A 14450-nucleotide genomic window follows, 5' to 3' on the forward strand; every position below is an offset into this window, starting at 1 on the left:
GGGTGGGCTGGTGTGGGGCATGTGGTTCTCCACGGGTTTTCGGGCACGCCGCGGCGTGCCCTCCCGCCAGACCAACGACGTGCATCGCGGCCGGTTCCCGGTGGCGGCCGCCGCGGCTACAAGGGAATGAATCACAAAGGAGGAGACGGCGATGGCGAGCTTCCCCCGCACCGGCGAGATCGCGGCCGAGGTCAGGGCGGTCCTGGAGCGGCTGGGGGTTGCGCAGGAACGCCTGTCGGGCCCGAACGCCGCGCATTCGCCCCTTACCGGGGAGGTGGTGGCCCATTGGGGTGCCCTTTCCGGGTCGGCGGCCGATCTTGCCGAGGCCGATCCGGGCACCGACCCGGCGGAGGCCGCCATCGGCCGGGCCCATGCCGCATTTCTTCAGTGGCGCAGCGTGCCGGCGCCGCGCCGGGGCGAACTGGTGCGGTTGCTGGGGGAGGAACTGCGCGCCGCCAAGGCCGACCTTGCCGCGCTGGTGACGCTGGAGGCGGGGAAGATCGCCTCCGAAGGCGCAGGCGAAGTGCAGGAGATGATCGACATCTGCGATTTCGCCACCGGCCTCTCGCGCCAGCTCCACGGCCTCACCATCGCCACCGAGCGGCCCGACCACCGCATGATGGAGACCTGGCACCCCATGGGGGTGGTGGGCGTCATCTCGGCCTTCAACTTCCCGGTGGCGGTGTGGTCGTGGAATGCGGCGCTGGCCCTGGTGTGCGGCAATGCGGTGGTGTGGAAGCCGTCGGAGAAGACCCCGCTCACCGCGCTCGCGGTGGACGCCATCTTCGCCCGCGCCGTGACCCGCTTCGGCGGTGTGCCGGAGGGGCTCGCCACCCTTGTGCTGGGCGGGCGCGAGGCGGGCGAGGCGTTGGTGGACGACCCGCGCGTTGGCGTGGTCTCGGCCACCGGCTCCACCGCCATGGGCCGGGCGGTGGCGCCCCGCATCGCGCGGCGGTTCGGGCGGGCCATCCTGGAACTGGGCGGCAACAATGCCGCCATCGTCTGCCCCTCCGCCGATCTGGACCTGACCCTGCGGGCGGTGGCCTTCGCCGCCATGGGCACGGCCGGCCAGCGCTGCACCAGCCTGCGCCGCCTCTTCGTGCATGAGAGCATCTATGACGCGCTGGTGCCCCGGCTCCGCCAGGCCTACGGCTCGGTGCCGGTGGGCGATCCGCGGGAGGCAGGCACGCTGGTGGGGCCGCTCATCGATGGGGACGCCTACACGGCCATGCAGGCGGCGCTGGAGGATGCCCGCGCCGCCGGCGGTGTCGTCACCGGCGGCGAGCGGCTCGGCGCGGAGGACGCGCTGGACGCCTATTACGTGCGCCCCGCTTTGGTGGAGATGCCGTTCCAGGCCGATTGCGTGGCCGCCGAGACCTTCGCGCCCATCCTTTATGTGATGCGCCATGGGGCTCTCGACGAGGCGATCGGGCTCCAGAATGCGGTGCCGCAGGGCCTTGCCTCGTCCATCTTCACCACGGACCTGCGCGAGGCGGAGCGCTTCCTCTCCGTCGCCGGCTCGGATTGCGGCATCGCCAACGTGAATATCGGCCCCTCGGGCGCGGAGATCGGCGGCGCCTTCGGCGGCGAGAAGGAGACCGGCGGCGGGCGCGAGGCCGGCTCCGACAGCTGGAAGGCCTATATGCGGCGCGCCACCAACACCATCAACTACGGCTCCACCCTGCCGCTCGCCCAGGGCGTGACGTTCGACGTGGGGTGATCCCTCGACAGATGGCTCACCCCTTCGGCAGCGGCGCGGCGGCCTTGCGGAAGTCGCCCCACGGGTCGTGCGCCAGATGCGCGAGCCGGCCGGGTGCGTTCAAGGCGGTGAAGTGCTGCGGGCCGATCTCCGGCGTCAGCTCGTCCCATGACAAGGGCATGGAGACGGCCGCCCCCGGCCGCGCCCGCGTGGAATAGGGTGCAACGGCCGTGGCGCCGCGCTGGTTGCGCAGATAATCGATGAGGATGCGTCCCTTGCGCTTCGCCTTGGCGATGCTCGCCACGTAGCGTTGTGGACTGTCGGCGGCCATGGCCTGCGCCATCGCTTTGGTGAAGGCCTTCAGCGTCGGCCAGTCCGCCCCGGGCCGGAGCGGCGCGCAGACGTGCAGCCCCTTGCCGCCCGAGGTCTTCACGAAGGCGGCCAGACCCACGGCTTCGAGCCGTGTGCGGACCTCTTGGGCGCAGGCGATCACCTCCGGCCAGGGGACGCCTTCGCCGGGGTCGAGGTCCATGATCAGCGTGTCGGGCCGTTCCCAGTCGGCCACGGGCGCGCCGAAGGGATGGATCTCCAGTGCCGCGCCCTGCACCAGGGCGGTGAGCCCGTCGAGGTCGCGGATGGCGAGATAGGGCGCCTCGTCCTTCGCCTTCGGGTCGGGGATCTGCAGGATGTTGCGGTCGAGGCCCTTCCACGGGTGCTTCTGGAAGAAGTGGGGGCCGTCGATGCCCTCCGGACAGCGCAGCAGCGCGAGCGGGCGGCCAGCCACGAACGGGGCCATGTGCCGCCAGACCTCGGCGTAACAATCCGCCAGCCCCTCCTTGGTCAGGCCCACATCCGGCCAGTAGACCCGGTCGGGATGGGTGAGGCGCACGCGCCGTGCCGGCGGCGGCTCCGGATCGGCGGTCGCGGCGGGCGCCTCGCGCACCACGTCGGCGGCCGGCTTGTCGTCGCGCAGGCCCCGGAAGGACGCGTGGCGCAGGTGGCCATCGCCGGTCCAGGCGCGGAACTCCACCTCCGCCACATGCTTCGGGGTGACGAAGACCACGCCGCGCGTCGCTTCCGCTTCCAGTGGGCCGGAGAAGGGGCTTTTGTCGACGGCATCGGGCGCGAGCAGCGCGAAAAGCGCGTCGGCCATCTTGTGGGTGAAGCCGGTGCCGACGCGCCCCACATGCACCAGCCCGCCCTTTTCGAACACCCCCAGCACCAGCGAGCCGATGGCCTTGCGTGCGGTGGTTGAGGGCACGAAGCCGCCGATGACGAATTCCTGCCGCTCCGAACACTTGGACTTGATCCAGTCGCGTGAGCGGCCGGAGCGGTAGCGCCCATCCCCGAGCTTGGAGACGACGCCTTCCAGGCTGAGGCGGCAGGCATGTTCCAGCACCAATGAGCCGTCATCCGTGAAATGGGCACTGAAGCGCAGCAGCCCGTCTTCCGTGGGAATAAGCTGCTCCAGCAGCGCCTTGCGGGCAAGGAGGGGGACGCCGCGCAGATCGTGGCCGTTCAAATGGAGGAGATCGAAGGCGAAAAACGTGAAGCGGTCGGTACGCCCTTCGCTCAGGTCGGTCTGGAGCGCGGAGAAATCGGATGCGCCGTTGCCGCCCTCCACCACGATCTCACCGTCGATGAGCGCATCGGTGACAGGCAGGCGGGCGAGCGCGGCGACAAGCTTCGGGCCGAAGCGGTCGGTCCAGTCGAGGCCGGTGCGGGTCAGCAGGCGCACCTTTCCGCCTGCGATCCGCGCCTCGATGCGGTAGCCGTCGAACTTGATCTCGTGCACGTAGCGCCGCCCCGCTGGCGGGCGCGATGAAAGGGTGGCGAGGCAAGGGGGAATGAAGTCGGGCAGAGGCGCCGCCGTTGCGCCTTTGGGAATGGGCAGGTCGGAGGAGGGGGGCGGCGCCGGAGCGGTCTTCCTGGCCGCGCCTTTGCGGGCCGTCGCCGCCTTGCGCCGGGGCGCGTCGCCGGACGAGAGGTCGCCCACCTCGCGGCCCGAGACGACGGATTTGGGCGCTTCCATGAGAATGTCTGGGGCGCCCTCGGGCCGCGCGGCAGCATCCTCGGCCTTGATGAGCAGCCAGTTGTCCTTCTTCTCGCCCTTGCGGTCGGCCATGCGCACCAGGTGCCAGCGGCCCGTCAGCTTGTTCCCGTCGAGGGTGAATTCCAGGTGGCCCTTGGCATAGGCGGCACGGGGATCGCCCACGGGCGTCCAGGTGCCGCGATCCCAGATGATGACGCTGCCGCCGCCATACTGGCCTTTCGGGATGGTGCCCTCGAAGGATCCATAGTCGAGGGGATGATCCTCCACATGCACCGCCAGCCGCTTCTCGCCGGCGACAAGGCTTGGCCCGCGGGTGACGGCCCAGCTCTTCAGGACGCCGTCCATCTCCAGCCGGAAATCATAATGCAGCCGCCGCGCCGCGTGCTTCTGGATCACGAACACGCCTTCCGGCGCCTTCGCCGAGCGGCCCTTGCGGCCTTCAGGCTCGGGCGTGGTCGTGAAATTCCGTTTGGCGCGGTAGAGGTCGAGGTCGGCCATGGCTCACCTCCCTCAGCCTGCCTTGCGGGAGGTGGCCGGCTTTCCGGTCGCCTTGGCCGGTTTCGCCGCAGCCTTGCGGCCGGCGGGTTTAGTCTTGCCGCCCTTGTCAGCCCGCCTGGTGTCCTTGGCCCCTTCAGCTGCGCTGGCGCGCAACGCCTCCAGCAAATCCACCACCTTCTCCTCCCGGCGCGGGGCCGCCTTGGGCAAGGGCTTGCCCTCCAGCTTCGCCCGCACCAGCTCGGCGAGGGCGCTCTCGTAGCGGTCGTCGAATGCGGCCGGATCGAAGACGCCGGCCTTGGAGCGGATGATATGGGCGGCGAGGTCCAGCATCTCGCCGGTCACGTCCACGTCGGGCACGTCGGCGAAGGCCTCCTCGGCCGGACGTACCTCGTAGTCGAAGCTCAGGGTATCGGCGATCAGCGCGCCGCCGTCCATGTCCGGACGGATCAGCAGCTTGCGCACGCGGCGGAACAGCACCGCCTCGCCCAGCGCCGCCACCTTGGTGGCGGCCATGCCGGCCGTGATGAGGGCGAAGGCCTCGGCGCTCGGCTTGTCCACGGGGGCGAGGAAATAGGGGCGGTCGAGATAGACGGTGTCGATGTCGGCGCAGGGCACGAAGGCGGTGATGGCGATGGTCTTGTCGCTCTCGGGCACCACGGCGGCGACCTCGTCCGCTTCCAGCGTGACGTAGTCGCCCTTGGCCACCTCGTAGCCCTTCACCTGGGCGTCAGGTTCCACCGGGCGCCCGGTCTCCTCGTCCACGAACTGCCGGCGCAGGCGGTGGCCGCTCTTGCGGCTGACCATGTGCAGCGAGATGCGCTCGGAGGTCGATGCCGCCGCATAGAGTGCGACGCCGCAGCTCACGGCGCCAATAGTGAGAAAGCCTTTCCAGCTCGCACGTGGCGCCATGGGTCACCCCTCTTTGTCACCCCTCGTTCCGGCTGCACACGCCGATGGCACATCTGCGCGGCGTCGCAGGCAAGGATCGTCTTCACGCCTGCGGTCTTCACGCCTGCGCGGTACGACGCGCATAGCATTCGGCGAGAAGCCGGGCCTCGGCCCGCGAGCCGGACCGGATGGGCGTGGCATCGGAGCCGATCAGGCTGAAGAACCAGCGCCGGTCGCGGCAATCGAGGCGGACGAGGGGGGTGCCGTTGTACCCGAGCAGTTCGGCACCGTCTTCGGCCCTGCTCCATTCGAGCAATGGGCCATCATGAGCTGCCGCCTGAAAGACTTCGCCTTCATGGGGCAAGAGTCGGGGAAAGAAACGCCTCAGGCTTTGGGTGGTCAGTGGCTCGTATTGCATGGCGGATCTCCTGTTACAGATCCAAGTAGCTGCGGCCTCGTTTGGTTCCCGCGCCCGTTGCGGCCAAAGGCGCCGCGTGCTCTACGGTCTGGCAAAGGTGCCGGCGGGAGGAAGCCATGGTTCGGGTGTACGAGGCGGCGGAGGTGGAGGCCGCGCTGGGCTATGAGCGGCTGATGCCCGCCCTCGGCGCCGCCTTCGCGGCTGCGCAGGTGGAGGCGCCGGTGCGCCAGTCCTATGAGGTGGGGCAGGCGGGCGCGCCGGCCCATCTCCTCGCCATGCCGGCCTGGCGGCGCGGCGCGGCGCTGGGGGTGAAGATCGTCAACATCTTTCCCGCCAATGCGGCGCGGAACATGGGCTCGGTGCACGGGCTCTATGTCCTGTTCGACGGCGCCACCGGCGTGCCGAAGGCGATCCTGGATGCCGAGGCCCTCACCAACCGGCGTACCGCCGCCACCTCCGCGCTCGCGTCCTCCTTCCTGTCGCGCATGAACAGCGAGACGCTGACGGTCGTGGGAACGGGCCACCTCGCCTTCCACCTCGCCCAGGGTCATTGCTTTGTGCGGCCCATTAGCCGGGTGCTGGTGTGGGGCCGCTCGCCGGCGCGGGCGCAGGACATGGCGGCGCGGCTGAAGGCGCTGGGGCTTCCCGCCGAGCCGGCGGAGGACCTGTCGGCGGCGGTGCGGGCGGCGGACATCGTCACCTGCGCCACCACCTCGGTGGAGCCGCTGGTGCTGGGGCGGGACGTGAAGCCCGGCACCCATGTGGACCTGGTGGGCGCCTTCACCCCCGCCATGCGCGAGAGCGACGACGACCTCGTGGCGAAAAGCGCCGTCTATGTGGACACCTATGGCGGCGCGCTGGCGGAAGCCGGCGACCTGCTCCAGCCGGTGGCCTCGGGGCGCTGGTCGAAGGACCTGGTGCGGGCGGACCTCCACGAATTGTGCGCCGGGCTGAAGGAGGGGCGTACGGAAAGCGAGAGCGTGACGCTCTTCAAGTCCGTGGGCGCGGCGCTGGAGGATCTTGTGGCGGCGGAACTGGTGGCGGGCTGAGGCGCCCGACGCCTTCCTCAAGAGGGCGTCAGGCGCGGATTTCAGGCATTCGCTTCGAGCGCGGCGTCGAGCGCCTGCAGGAGCCGGGGGTCGTCCGGCGTCACCCGCGGCGAGAAGCGGGCGATGACGCGCCCGTCGCGCCCCACCACGAACTTCTCGAAATTCCACGAGATATCGGACGGGGACGCGCTCCGGCCGGAGGGGCGCCGGCCTTCCTCGTCGGAGGTCTCGGGGCGGGCCGCCACCAGCGCGTCATAGAGCGGATGGCGGCTGGCGCCCACCACCGAGATCTTCTCGAACAGGGGGAAGGTGACGCCATAGGTGAGGCTGCAGAAGCTGGCGATCTCGCTCTCGGTGCCAGGCTCCTGGGCGCCGAAATCATTGGCCGGGAAGCCGAGGATTTCGAGCCCGTCGCCGTGGCGCGCCGCATACAGCTTTTCGAGCGCCGCATATTGCGGGGTGAGCCCGCATTTGGAGGCGACATTCACCACGAGGAGAACCTTGCCCCCGAAGTCGCCGAGGGTCGCCGGGGTACCATCGATGCGTTTCAGGGGGATATCGTACAGCGCCTGGGGCATGGGATCCTGCCGGGATGAGTTGTGTCGGCGCGCAGGCTAGCACGCCCTCCGGTACCCTGCCGAGACCGCGCGCGCCGTAACGAGATCAGCCGCCACGTTCCAGCGCCGACAGGCGCATGTAGAGCGTCGAGCGGGCGATGCCGAGGCGGCGGGCGGCGCGGGAAAGGTTGCCGCCGCAGGCGTCCACCGCGGCGCGGATCGCCGCTTCCTCCACCGCCCTGAGGTCGGTGGCGGGCGCCGTCTCCACGGTTTCGTCGCGGATCTCCTGCGGCAGGTCGGCGATGTCGATTAGCGCGCCGTCCTCGCCCCCCGTGCCGGCCATGGCCACCAGCATGTCCACCACGTTGCGCAGCTCGCGCACGTTGCCGGGCCAGGCATAGGCCATGAGCGCCGCATGGGCGGCCGGCGAGAAGCGGGGCGGGGCAAGCCCGGCGCGGGCGGCGGCGCTGTGGCCGAAATGATCGAGCAGCAAGGCCACGTCCTCGCCGCGCTCGCGCAGGGGCGGGATGCGCAGGCGCAGCGCCGCGATGCGATAGAACAGGTCCTTGCGGAAGCGCCCCGCCGCCACCTCGCCGGAGAGGTCGCGGTTGGTCATGGACACGAGGCGCAGATTGACCCGCCGCCCCGTATGCCCGCCGACGCGGTAGACGACGCCATCCTCCAGCACCCGCAGCAGGTAGGATTGCAGCTCCAGCGGCATCTCGCCGATCTCGTCGAGGCAGAGCAGGCCGCCGTCCGCCGCCTCCACCTTGCCCTGCTTGCCGGCGGCGTCGGCGCCGGTGAAGGCGCCCTTCTCGTAGCCGAACAGCTCGCTGGCGATGAGGTCCCGCGGCAGGCCGCCGCAATTGAGCGGCACGAACGGGCCGCAGGGCGCGCGCCCGCCATGGATGGCGCGGGCGAACACCTCCTTGCCAACCCCGGTCTCGCCTTCCAGCAGGATGGGAAGGCCGCTCTCGGCCATGCGCCGGGCCTTCTCCCGCACCTCGCGCATCACCGGGCTGTCGCCCACGATGGCTTCGAAGGGCAGGGCGTCGGGTTCCCGCGTGGCCTCGCGCAGCATCGGGCGGGGCTTGCGGGGAGCGTGCAGCACCACCACGCCGCCGATCTCCTCGCCGTCCTCGCGCACGATCTCCACGCTGGCGCCCGGCAGCAGGGCCGCGACGCGCTCGGCCCAGGCCGCCGGCGCCACGTCGTTGAGTGCTTCCAGCCGGCCATCGGCGATGAAGCGCGCGTTGCGACGAGCCACCTCCTTCAGTGCGCGGTCGGTGGAATAGATGAGGGCGCCGGAACGGCCGAAGGCGAGGATTTCTTCCGACAGCCAGAGCGAGCGCTTGGAGAGGAAATGGCGCAGCACCTGCTCGTGCTCCATCTCCATGCGCCGGCCCAGCACGGCCTCGATCTGCTGGGCGAGGGCCACCGCATGGGCGAGGTTCTGCGGGTTGAAGGTATCGGTGGAGCCGGAGACATCCACCGCGCCGATCACCGCGCCATGGCCGGGATGGCGCACCGGGGCGGCGGCGCAGGTCCAGCGCTGCACGCTGGCGCAGAAATGCTCGGCGGCGTGGATCTGCACCGGCCGGCCGGAGGCGAGCGCAGTGCCGATGGCGTTGGTGCCGATCTGCGCTTCGCACCACAGGCCGCCGCGCTGGAGCTTCACTTCCTGGCCGGTATCCACCGCCCGCGCGTCGCCCTCGGTTTCGAGGATCGTGCCCTCGGTATCGGTGAGGATCAGCATGGAGCGCGCGTCGGAGAGCAGGTGGCGCGCCTCGTCCATGGCCGGGCGGGCGGCGGCGATGAGGCGCATGTTCTGCTGCCGGCGGCGATGCAGCTCCGCCTCGCTCACGAGGGGAGCTTCGGAGAGGTTCGCCGTGATGGCGTGCTGGCGCGAGCGCTGCCAGGAGGCCAGCACCGCGGGGCGGACGACGGATGAGGCGACGCCGTCCTGGTGAAACGCCTCCCAGGCGCGGGCAATCTCGCGATATGGCACCAGCTCTGCCCTCCGGGCCGGGCGGCGCGGCGTTCCCGAAAGGCGCCGCCTAAGCCGTTGGCCAGCGCGCGCGCCCGCTCGGCTGATGCGCCGGCGCCGCGCCCGATGGCGGGTTCACTCCCTGAATGCCGCATTCTATCCGCCGGTTTTCACCGTCGGCGGCGGCTTGGTCGGCAAGATAAGCGCAAGTTCGCGCCATGGGCAAGGCCCGCGCGGGGCGCCGTCCCAGTCGTTCGCGGCAGTCGCGAGGGGGCCGGACAACAAGTGTCCGGAAACCGGACAGTCTAATTCTTCCATATTACATGATGCGTTGCACAATATTCAGGTGAATCCGCGATTTTCTACAGTTGATCGCCTCTGGCACGCATCCTGCCACTCCCATGGCGAGCCGGCACCGAAAAGTGAGGCCGGCATTAATGGGAGGACAACGGCGTGAACGTTCCCGTGGGACACCTGCGCAACGTCCAGGTGCTCGGCATCGATGCCGGCGGCACCATGACGGACACTTTCTTCGTGGACCAGGACGGCGACTTCGTCGTCGGCAAGGCCCAGTCCACGCCCCAGAACGAGGCCCTCGGCCTCATCGCCTCGTCTGAAGACGGGCTCGCCAACTGGGGCATGTCGCTCCACGAGGCGCTGGCCCAGCTTCAGACCGGCGTCTATTCCGGCACCGCGATGCTCAATCGCGTGGTCCAGCGCAAGGGGCTGAAATGCGGCCTCATCGTCAATCGCGGCATGGAGGATTTCCACCGCATGGGCCGCGCGGTGCAGAGCCATCTCGGCTACGCCTATGAGGACCGTATCCACCTCAACACCCACCGCTACGACCCGCCGCTGGTGCCGCGCCACCTGACCCGCGGCGTGGTGGAGCGCACCGACATGATGGGCACGCAGGTGATCCCCCTGCGGGAGGACAGCGCCCGCGCCGCCGCCCGCGACCTGATTGCGGCCGATGCGGAAGGCATCGTCATCTCGCTGCTGCATTCCTACAAGAACCCGGTCAACGAGCGCCGCGTGCGCGACATCGTGCTGGAGGAAGTGGCGAAGAGCGGCAAGACCATCCCGGTCTTCGCCTCCGCCGATTATTATCCGGTGCGCAAGGAGACCCACCGCACCAACACCACCATCCTCGAAGGCTATGCGGCCGAGCCCTCGCGGCAGACGCTGTCGAAGATTTCCGATGCCTTCAAGGAGCGCGGCACCAAGTTCGACTTCCGCGTGATGGCGACCCACGGCGGCACCATCTCCTGGAAGGCCAAGGAGCTGGCGCGCACCATCGTGTCCGGCCCCATCGGCGGGGTGATCGGCGCGAAGTATCTCGGCGAGGTGCTGGGCTACAAGAACATCGCCTGCTCGGACATCGGCGGCACCTCGTTCGACGTGGCGCTGATCACCCAGGGCGAGATGACCATCAAGAACGACCCGGACATGGCCCGGCTGGTTCTTTCCCTGCCGCTGGTGGCCATGGATTCGGTTGGCGCCGGCGCCGGCTCCTTCATCCGGCTCGATCCCTATACCCGCGCCATCAAGCTCGGCCCGGATTCGGCCGGCTACCGGGTGGGGGTGTGCTGGAAGGAGAGCGGCATCGAGACCGTGACCATCTCCGACTGCCACATGGTGCTCGGCTATCTCAACCCCGACAACTTCCTCGGCGGGGCGGTGAAGCTCGACCGCCAGCGCTCGGTGGATGCCATCAAAAAGCAGATCGCCGACCCGCTCGGCCTGTCGGTGGAGGATGCCGCCGCCGGCGTCATCGAGCTGCTCGACAGCGATTTGCGCGATTACCTGCGCTCCATGATCTCCGGCAAGGGCTATTCACCGCAAAGCTTCGTGTGCTTCTCCTATGGCGGCGCCGGCCCGGTGCACACCTATGGCTATACGGAGGGCCTCGGCTTTGAGGACGTGATCGTGCCGGCCTGGGCGGCGGGCTTCTCCGCCTTCGGCTGCGCGGCGGCGGACTTTGAATATCGCTACGACAAGTCCCTCGACATCAACATGCCGACGGAAACCCCCGATGCCGACAAGGAGAAGGCGGCCGCCACCCTCCAGGCGGCGTGGGAGGAACTGACCAAGAACGTGCTCGAAGAGTTCAAGCTGAACGGCTATGCGCCGGAGCAGGTGACGCTCCAGCCCGGCTACCGCATGCAGTATCGCGGGCAGCTCAACGACCTGGAGATCGAGAGCCCGCTGGCGCAGGCGCACACCGCCGCGGACTGGGACCTGCTGACCGAGGCCTTCAACGCCACCTATGGCCGGGTCTATGCCGCCTCCGCCCGCTCGCCGGAGCTGGGCTATTCGGTCACCGGCGCCATCATGCGCGGCATGGTGCCGATCCCCAAGCCCAAGATCCCCAAGGAGCCGGAGGAGGGCGAGACCCCGCCCGAGAGCGCCAAGATCGGCACCCGCAAGTTCTACCGTAAGAAGAAGTGGGTGGATGCCCAGCTCTACCGCATGGAATCCCTGCGCCCCGGCAACCGGGTGATGGGTCCCGCCGTGATCGAATCCGACGCCACCACCTTCGTGGTGCCGAACGGCTTCGAGACCTGGCTCGACGGCCACCGCCTGTTCCACCTGCGCGAGGTGTGAGGGCGCTGAGGATGGTTGCTCCCTCTCCCCCTGTGGGAGAGGGCTGGGGTGAGGGGTATGCCGCCGCGCGAACCGGCGTCGCTGCTTCATAGAGCGGTCACCCCTCACCCCCATCCCCTCTCCCGCAAGGGGAGAGGGGGACTCACGCAGCATCGCCTCACTGGCATCCCGGTCAATGCCAAGGAAATGAACCCAAAAGAACTCAAAGGAAACGACCCCATGAACGTCACTGTGAACCAGAGCACCCTCGAGGGTGCGACGCGCGGCATCGTGCGCGGCGGCGAGACGCTGAAAGAGCATCGCGACCGCCTCATGGCCGCCACCAAGGCCACCGGCCATTATGCCGGCCTCAAGACGCTGGAGCTGCGCGAGCGCGAGCCCATCCTCTACAACAAGCTGTTCTCGCGCCTGCGCGCCGGCGTGGTGGATGCCCGCGAGACCGCGAAGAAGATCGCTGCCTCCCCCATCGTGGAGCAGGAGGGCGAACTGTGCTTTACCCTCTACAACGCGGCGGGCGACAGCCTTCTGACCTCCACCGGCATCATCATCCATGTGGGAACCATGGGTGCGGCCATCAAATACATGATCGAGAACAATTGGGAGGCCAATCCCGGCGTCCATGACAGGGACATTTTCTGCAACAACGACAGCCTGATCGGGAACGTGCACCCGTGCGACATCCACACCATCGTTCCCATCTTCTGGGAAGGTGAACTGATCGGCTGGGTGGGCGGCGTCACCCACGTCATCGACACCGGCGCGGTGGGGCCGGGCTCCATGGCCACCGGGCAGGTGCAGCGCTTCGGCGACGGCTATTCCATCACCTGCCGCAAGGTGGGCGCCAACGACATCCTGTTCCGCGACTGGCTGCACGAGAGCCAGCGCATGGTGCGCACCACCCGCTACTGGATGCTGGATGAGCGCACCCGCATCGCCGGCTGCCACATGATCCGCAAGCTGGTGGAAGAGGTGGTGGCGGAAGAGGGCATCGAGGCCTACTGGAAGTTCGCCTACGAGGCGGTGGAGCATGGCCGGCTTGGCCTCCAGGCCCGCATCAAGGCCATGACCATCCCCGGCACCTACCGGCAGGTGGGCTTCGTGGACGTGCCCTACGCCCATGAGGACGTGCGGGTGCCCTCCGACTTCGCCAAGCTCGACACCATCATGCACGCCCCCTGCGAGATGACCATCCGCCGGGACGGCACGTGGCGGCTGGATTTCGAGGGATCGAGCCGCTGGGGCTGGCACACCTACAACGCCCATCAGGTGAGCTTCACCTCGGGCATCTGGGTGATGATGACCCAGACCCTCATCCCCTCCGAGATGATCAATGACGGCGCCGCCTACGGCACCGAGTTCCGCCTGCCCAAGGGCACCTGGATGAACCCGGACGACCGCCGCGTCGCCTTCTCCTACAGCTGGCACTTCCTGGTGTCGGCCTGGACGGCCCTGTGGCGCGGCCTGTCGCGCTCCTACTTCGGGCGCGGCTACCTGGAGGAGGTGAACGCCGGCAATGCCAACACCTCCAACTGGCTGCAGGGCGGCGGCTTCAACCAGTATGACGAGATCCATGCCGTGAACTCGTTCGAGTGCGCCGCCAACGGCACCGGCGCCACCGCGGTGCAGGACGGACTCTCCCACGCCGCCGCCATCTGGAATCCGGAAGGCGACATGGGCGACATGGAGATCTGGGAACTGGCCGAGCCTCTGGTCTATCTCGGCCGGCAGATCAAGGCGTCCTCGGGCGGCTCCGGCAAGTATCGCGGCGGCTGCGGCTTCGAGAGCCTGCGCATGGTCTGGAACGCCAAGGACTGGACCATGTTCTTCATGGGCAACGGCCACATCTCCTCCGACTGGGGGCTGATGGGCGGCTATCCGGCGGCCTCCGGCTATCGCTTCGCCGCCCACAAGACCAACCTGAAGGAACTGATCGCGTCCGGCGCCGAGATCCCGCTCGGCGGCGATACCGACCCGGAGAACCCCACCTGGGATGCGCTTTTGCCCGACGCCCAGATCAAGCGCGACAAGCAGGCCATCACCACCGAGGAGATGTTCTCCGACTACGACCTCTATCTCAACTACATGCGCGGCGGCCCCGGCTTCGGCGACCCGCTGGATCGCGACCCGCAGGCGGTGGCCGACGACATCAACGGCGGCTACGTGCTGGAGCGCTTTGCCGGCGATGTCTATGGCGTCGTGGTGCGGAAGGGGGCGGACGGGCAATATGGCGTGGACGAGGCCGCCACCGCCGCCGCCCGCGCGCAGATCCGCAAGGATCGCCTCGCCAAGTCCGTTCCGGTCTCCGAATGGATGAAGGGCGAGCGGGAGAAGATCCTCGCCAAGGATGCGGGCACGCAGGTGCGGCAGATGTTCGCCGCCTCCTTCAAGCTCGGCCCGCGCTTCGAGAAGGACTTCCGCGCCTTCTGGACCCTGCCCGACAGCTGGACCCTGCCGGAGGAAGAGATCGGCGTGCCCACCTACGGCTCGCGCTATTCCATGGACATCTCCGAACTGCCCGACGTGCACACGGTGCAGTTCGTGGAGGAGTGAAGCGCGCCCCGGCATAGCAGCCGCGTTTCTCCCTCTCCCCTTGCGGGAGAGGGCCGGGGTGAGGGGTCCGCTGCTCTTTGGCCCCGGCGCGCGGACCCAGCCCCCTCACCCCCAACCCCTCTCCCGCAAGGGGAGAGGGGAGCC

Annotated in this window: 9 protein-coding genes; 4 read left to right on the forward strand and 5 right to left on the reverse strand. The window is 68.9% G+C overall.

Annotation, left to right across the window (positions count from 1 at the left end; all coding sequences use genetic code 11):
• Positions 1-151 precede the first annotated feature (151 nt).
• Positions 152-1720, forward strand: coding sequence for an L-piperidine-6-carboxylate dehydrogenase (amaB, locus tag K9U41_RS17270; protein ID WP_282642117.1), 1569 nt, complete (start codon positions 152-154; stop codon positions 1718-1720).
• 16 nt (positions 1721-1736) lie between these two features.
• Here the strand turns inward: amaB and ligD are convergent, their stop codons facing one another.
• The 3 genes from ligD to K9U41_RS17285 all read right to left on the reverse strand — a co-directional run bounded on the left by ligD (position 1737) and on the right by K9U41_RS17285 (position 5556).
• Positions 1737-4250, reverse strand: coding sequence for a DNA ligase D (gene ligD / locus K9U41_RS17275; protein ID WP_282642118.1), 2514 nt, complete (start codon positions 4248-4250; stop codon positions 1737-1739).
• 12 nt (positions 4251-4262) lie between these two features.
• Positions 4263-5159 (reverse strand): Ku protein, encoded by an 897-nt coding sequence (locus K9U41_RS17280; RefSeq protein WP_282642119.1) that lies wholly within the window; start codon positions 5157-5159, stop codon positions 4263-4265.
• Positions 5160-5256: 97 nt separating this feature from the next.
• Positions 5257-5556 (reverse strand): hypothetical protein, encoded by a 300-nt coding sequence (locus tag K9U41_RS17285; protein WP_282642120.1) that lies wholly within the window; start codon positions 5554-5556, stop codon positions 5257-5259.
• A 116-nt stretch (positions 5557-5672) separates the two neighbouring features.
• Here K9U41_RS17285 and K9U41_RS17290 point away from each other — a divergent pair, with 116 nt between their 5' ends.
• On the forward strand, positions 5673-6605 hold the full coding sequence (locus K9U41_RS17290; protein WP_282642121.1) for an ornithine cyclodeaminase family protein: 933 nt from the start codon (positions 5673-5675) through the stop codon (positions 6603-6605).
• Between the two features lie 41 nt (positions 6606-6646).
• On the opposite strand, the gene K9U41_RS17295 is transcribed toward K9U41_RS17290, so the two are convergent.
• Together K9U41_RS17295 and K9U41_RS17300 are read right to left on the reverse strand one after the other, a co-directional pair.
• Positions 6647-7183 (reverse strand): glutathione peroxidase, encoded by a 537-nt coding sequence (locus tag K9U41_RS17295; RefSeq protein ID WP_282642122.1) that lies wholly within the window; start codon positions 7181-7183, stop codon positions 6647-6649.
• Positions 7184-7268: 85 nt separating this feature from the next.
• The gene (locus K9U41_RS17300) at positions 7269-9170 is read right to left on the reverse strand and encodes a sigma-54-dependent Fis family transcriptional regulator (RefSeq protein ID WP_282642123.1); all 1902 of its coding nucleotides are present in this window, start codon (positions 9168-9170) and stop codon (positions 7269-7271) included.
• Positions 9171-9602: 432 nt separating this feature from the next.
• On the opposite strand from K9U41_RS17300, the gene K9U41_RS17305 reads away from it, so the two are divergent.
• Entirely contained in the window at positions 9603-11756 is a 2154-nt protein-coding gene (locus K9U41_RS17305; RefSeq protein ID WP_282642124.1) for a hydantoinase/oxoprolinase family protein, read from the forward strand.
• Between the two features lie 219 nt (positions 11757-11975).
• Complete coding sequence (locus K9U41_RS17310) at positions 11976-14306, forward strand: hydantoinase B/oxoprolinase family protein (RefSeq protein WP_282642125.1); 2331 nt, start codon at positions 11976-11978, stop codon at positions 14304-14306.
• Positions 14307-14450 lie beyond the last annotated feature (144 nt).

The sequence above is a fragment of the Xanthobacter autotrophicus genome (assembly GCF_029991245.1).
Taxonomy (GTDB): domain Bacteria; phylum Pseudomonadota; class Alphaproteobacteria; order Rhizobiales; family Xanthobacteraceae; genus Xanthobacter; species Xanthobacter autotrophicus_C.

What these genes read in the sequence shown, in the direction of transcription:
- K9U41_RS17310 (WP_282642125.1), top strand. Translation starts at nt 11,976, where the DNA reads ATGAACGTCACTGTGAACCAGAGCACCCTCGAGGGTGCGACGCGCGGC.
- amaB (WP_282642117.1), top strand. Translation starts at nt 152, where the DNA reads ATGGCGAGCTTCCCCCGCACCGGCGAGATCGCGGCCGAGGTCAGGGCG.
- K9U41_RS17280 (WP_282642119.1), bottom strand. Translation starts at nt 5,159, where the DNA reads ATGGCGCCACGTGCGAGCTGGAAAGGCTTTCTCACTATTGGCGCCGTG.
- ligD (WP_282642118.1), bottom strand. Translation starts at nt 4,250, where the DNA reads ATGGCCGACCTCGACCTCTACCGCGCCAAACGGAATTTCACGACCACG.
- K9U41_RS17285 (WP_282642120.1), bottom strand. Translation starts at nt 5,556, where the DNA reads ATGCAATACGAGCCACTGACCACCCAAAGCCTGAGGCGTTTCTTTCCC.
- K9U41_RS17295 (WP_282642122.1), bottom strand. Translation starts at nt 7,183, where the DNA reads ATGCCCCAGGCGCTGTACGATATCCCCCTGAAACGCATCGATGGTACC.
- K9U41_RS17290 (WP_282642121.1), top strand. Translation starts at nt 5,673, where the DNA reads ATGGTTCGGGTGTACGAGGCGGCGGAGGTGGAGGCCGCGCTGGGCTAT.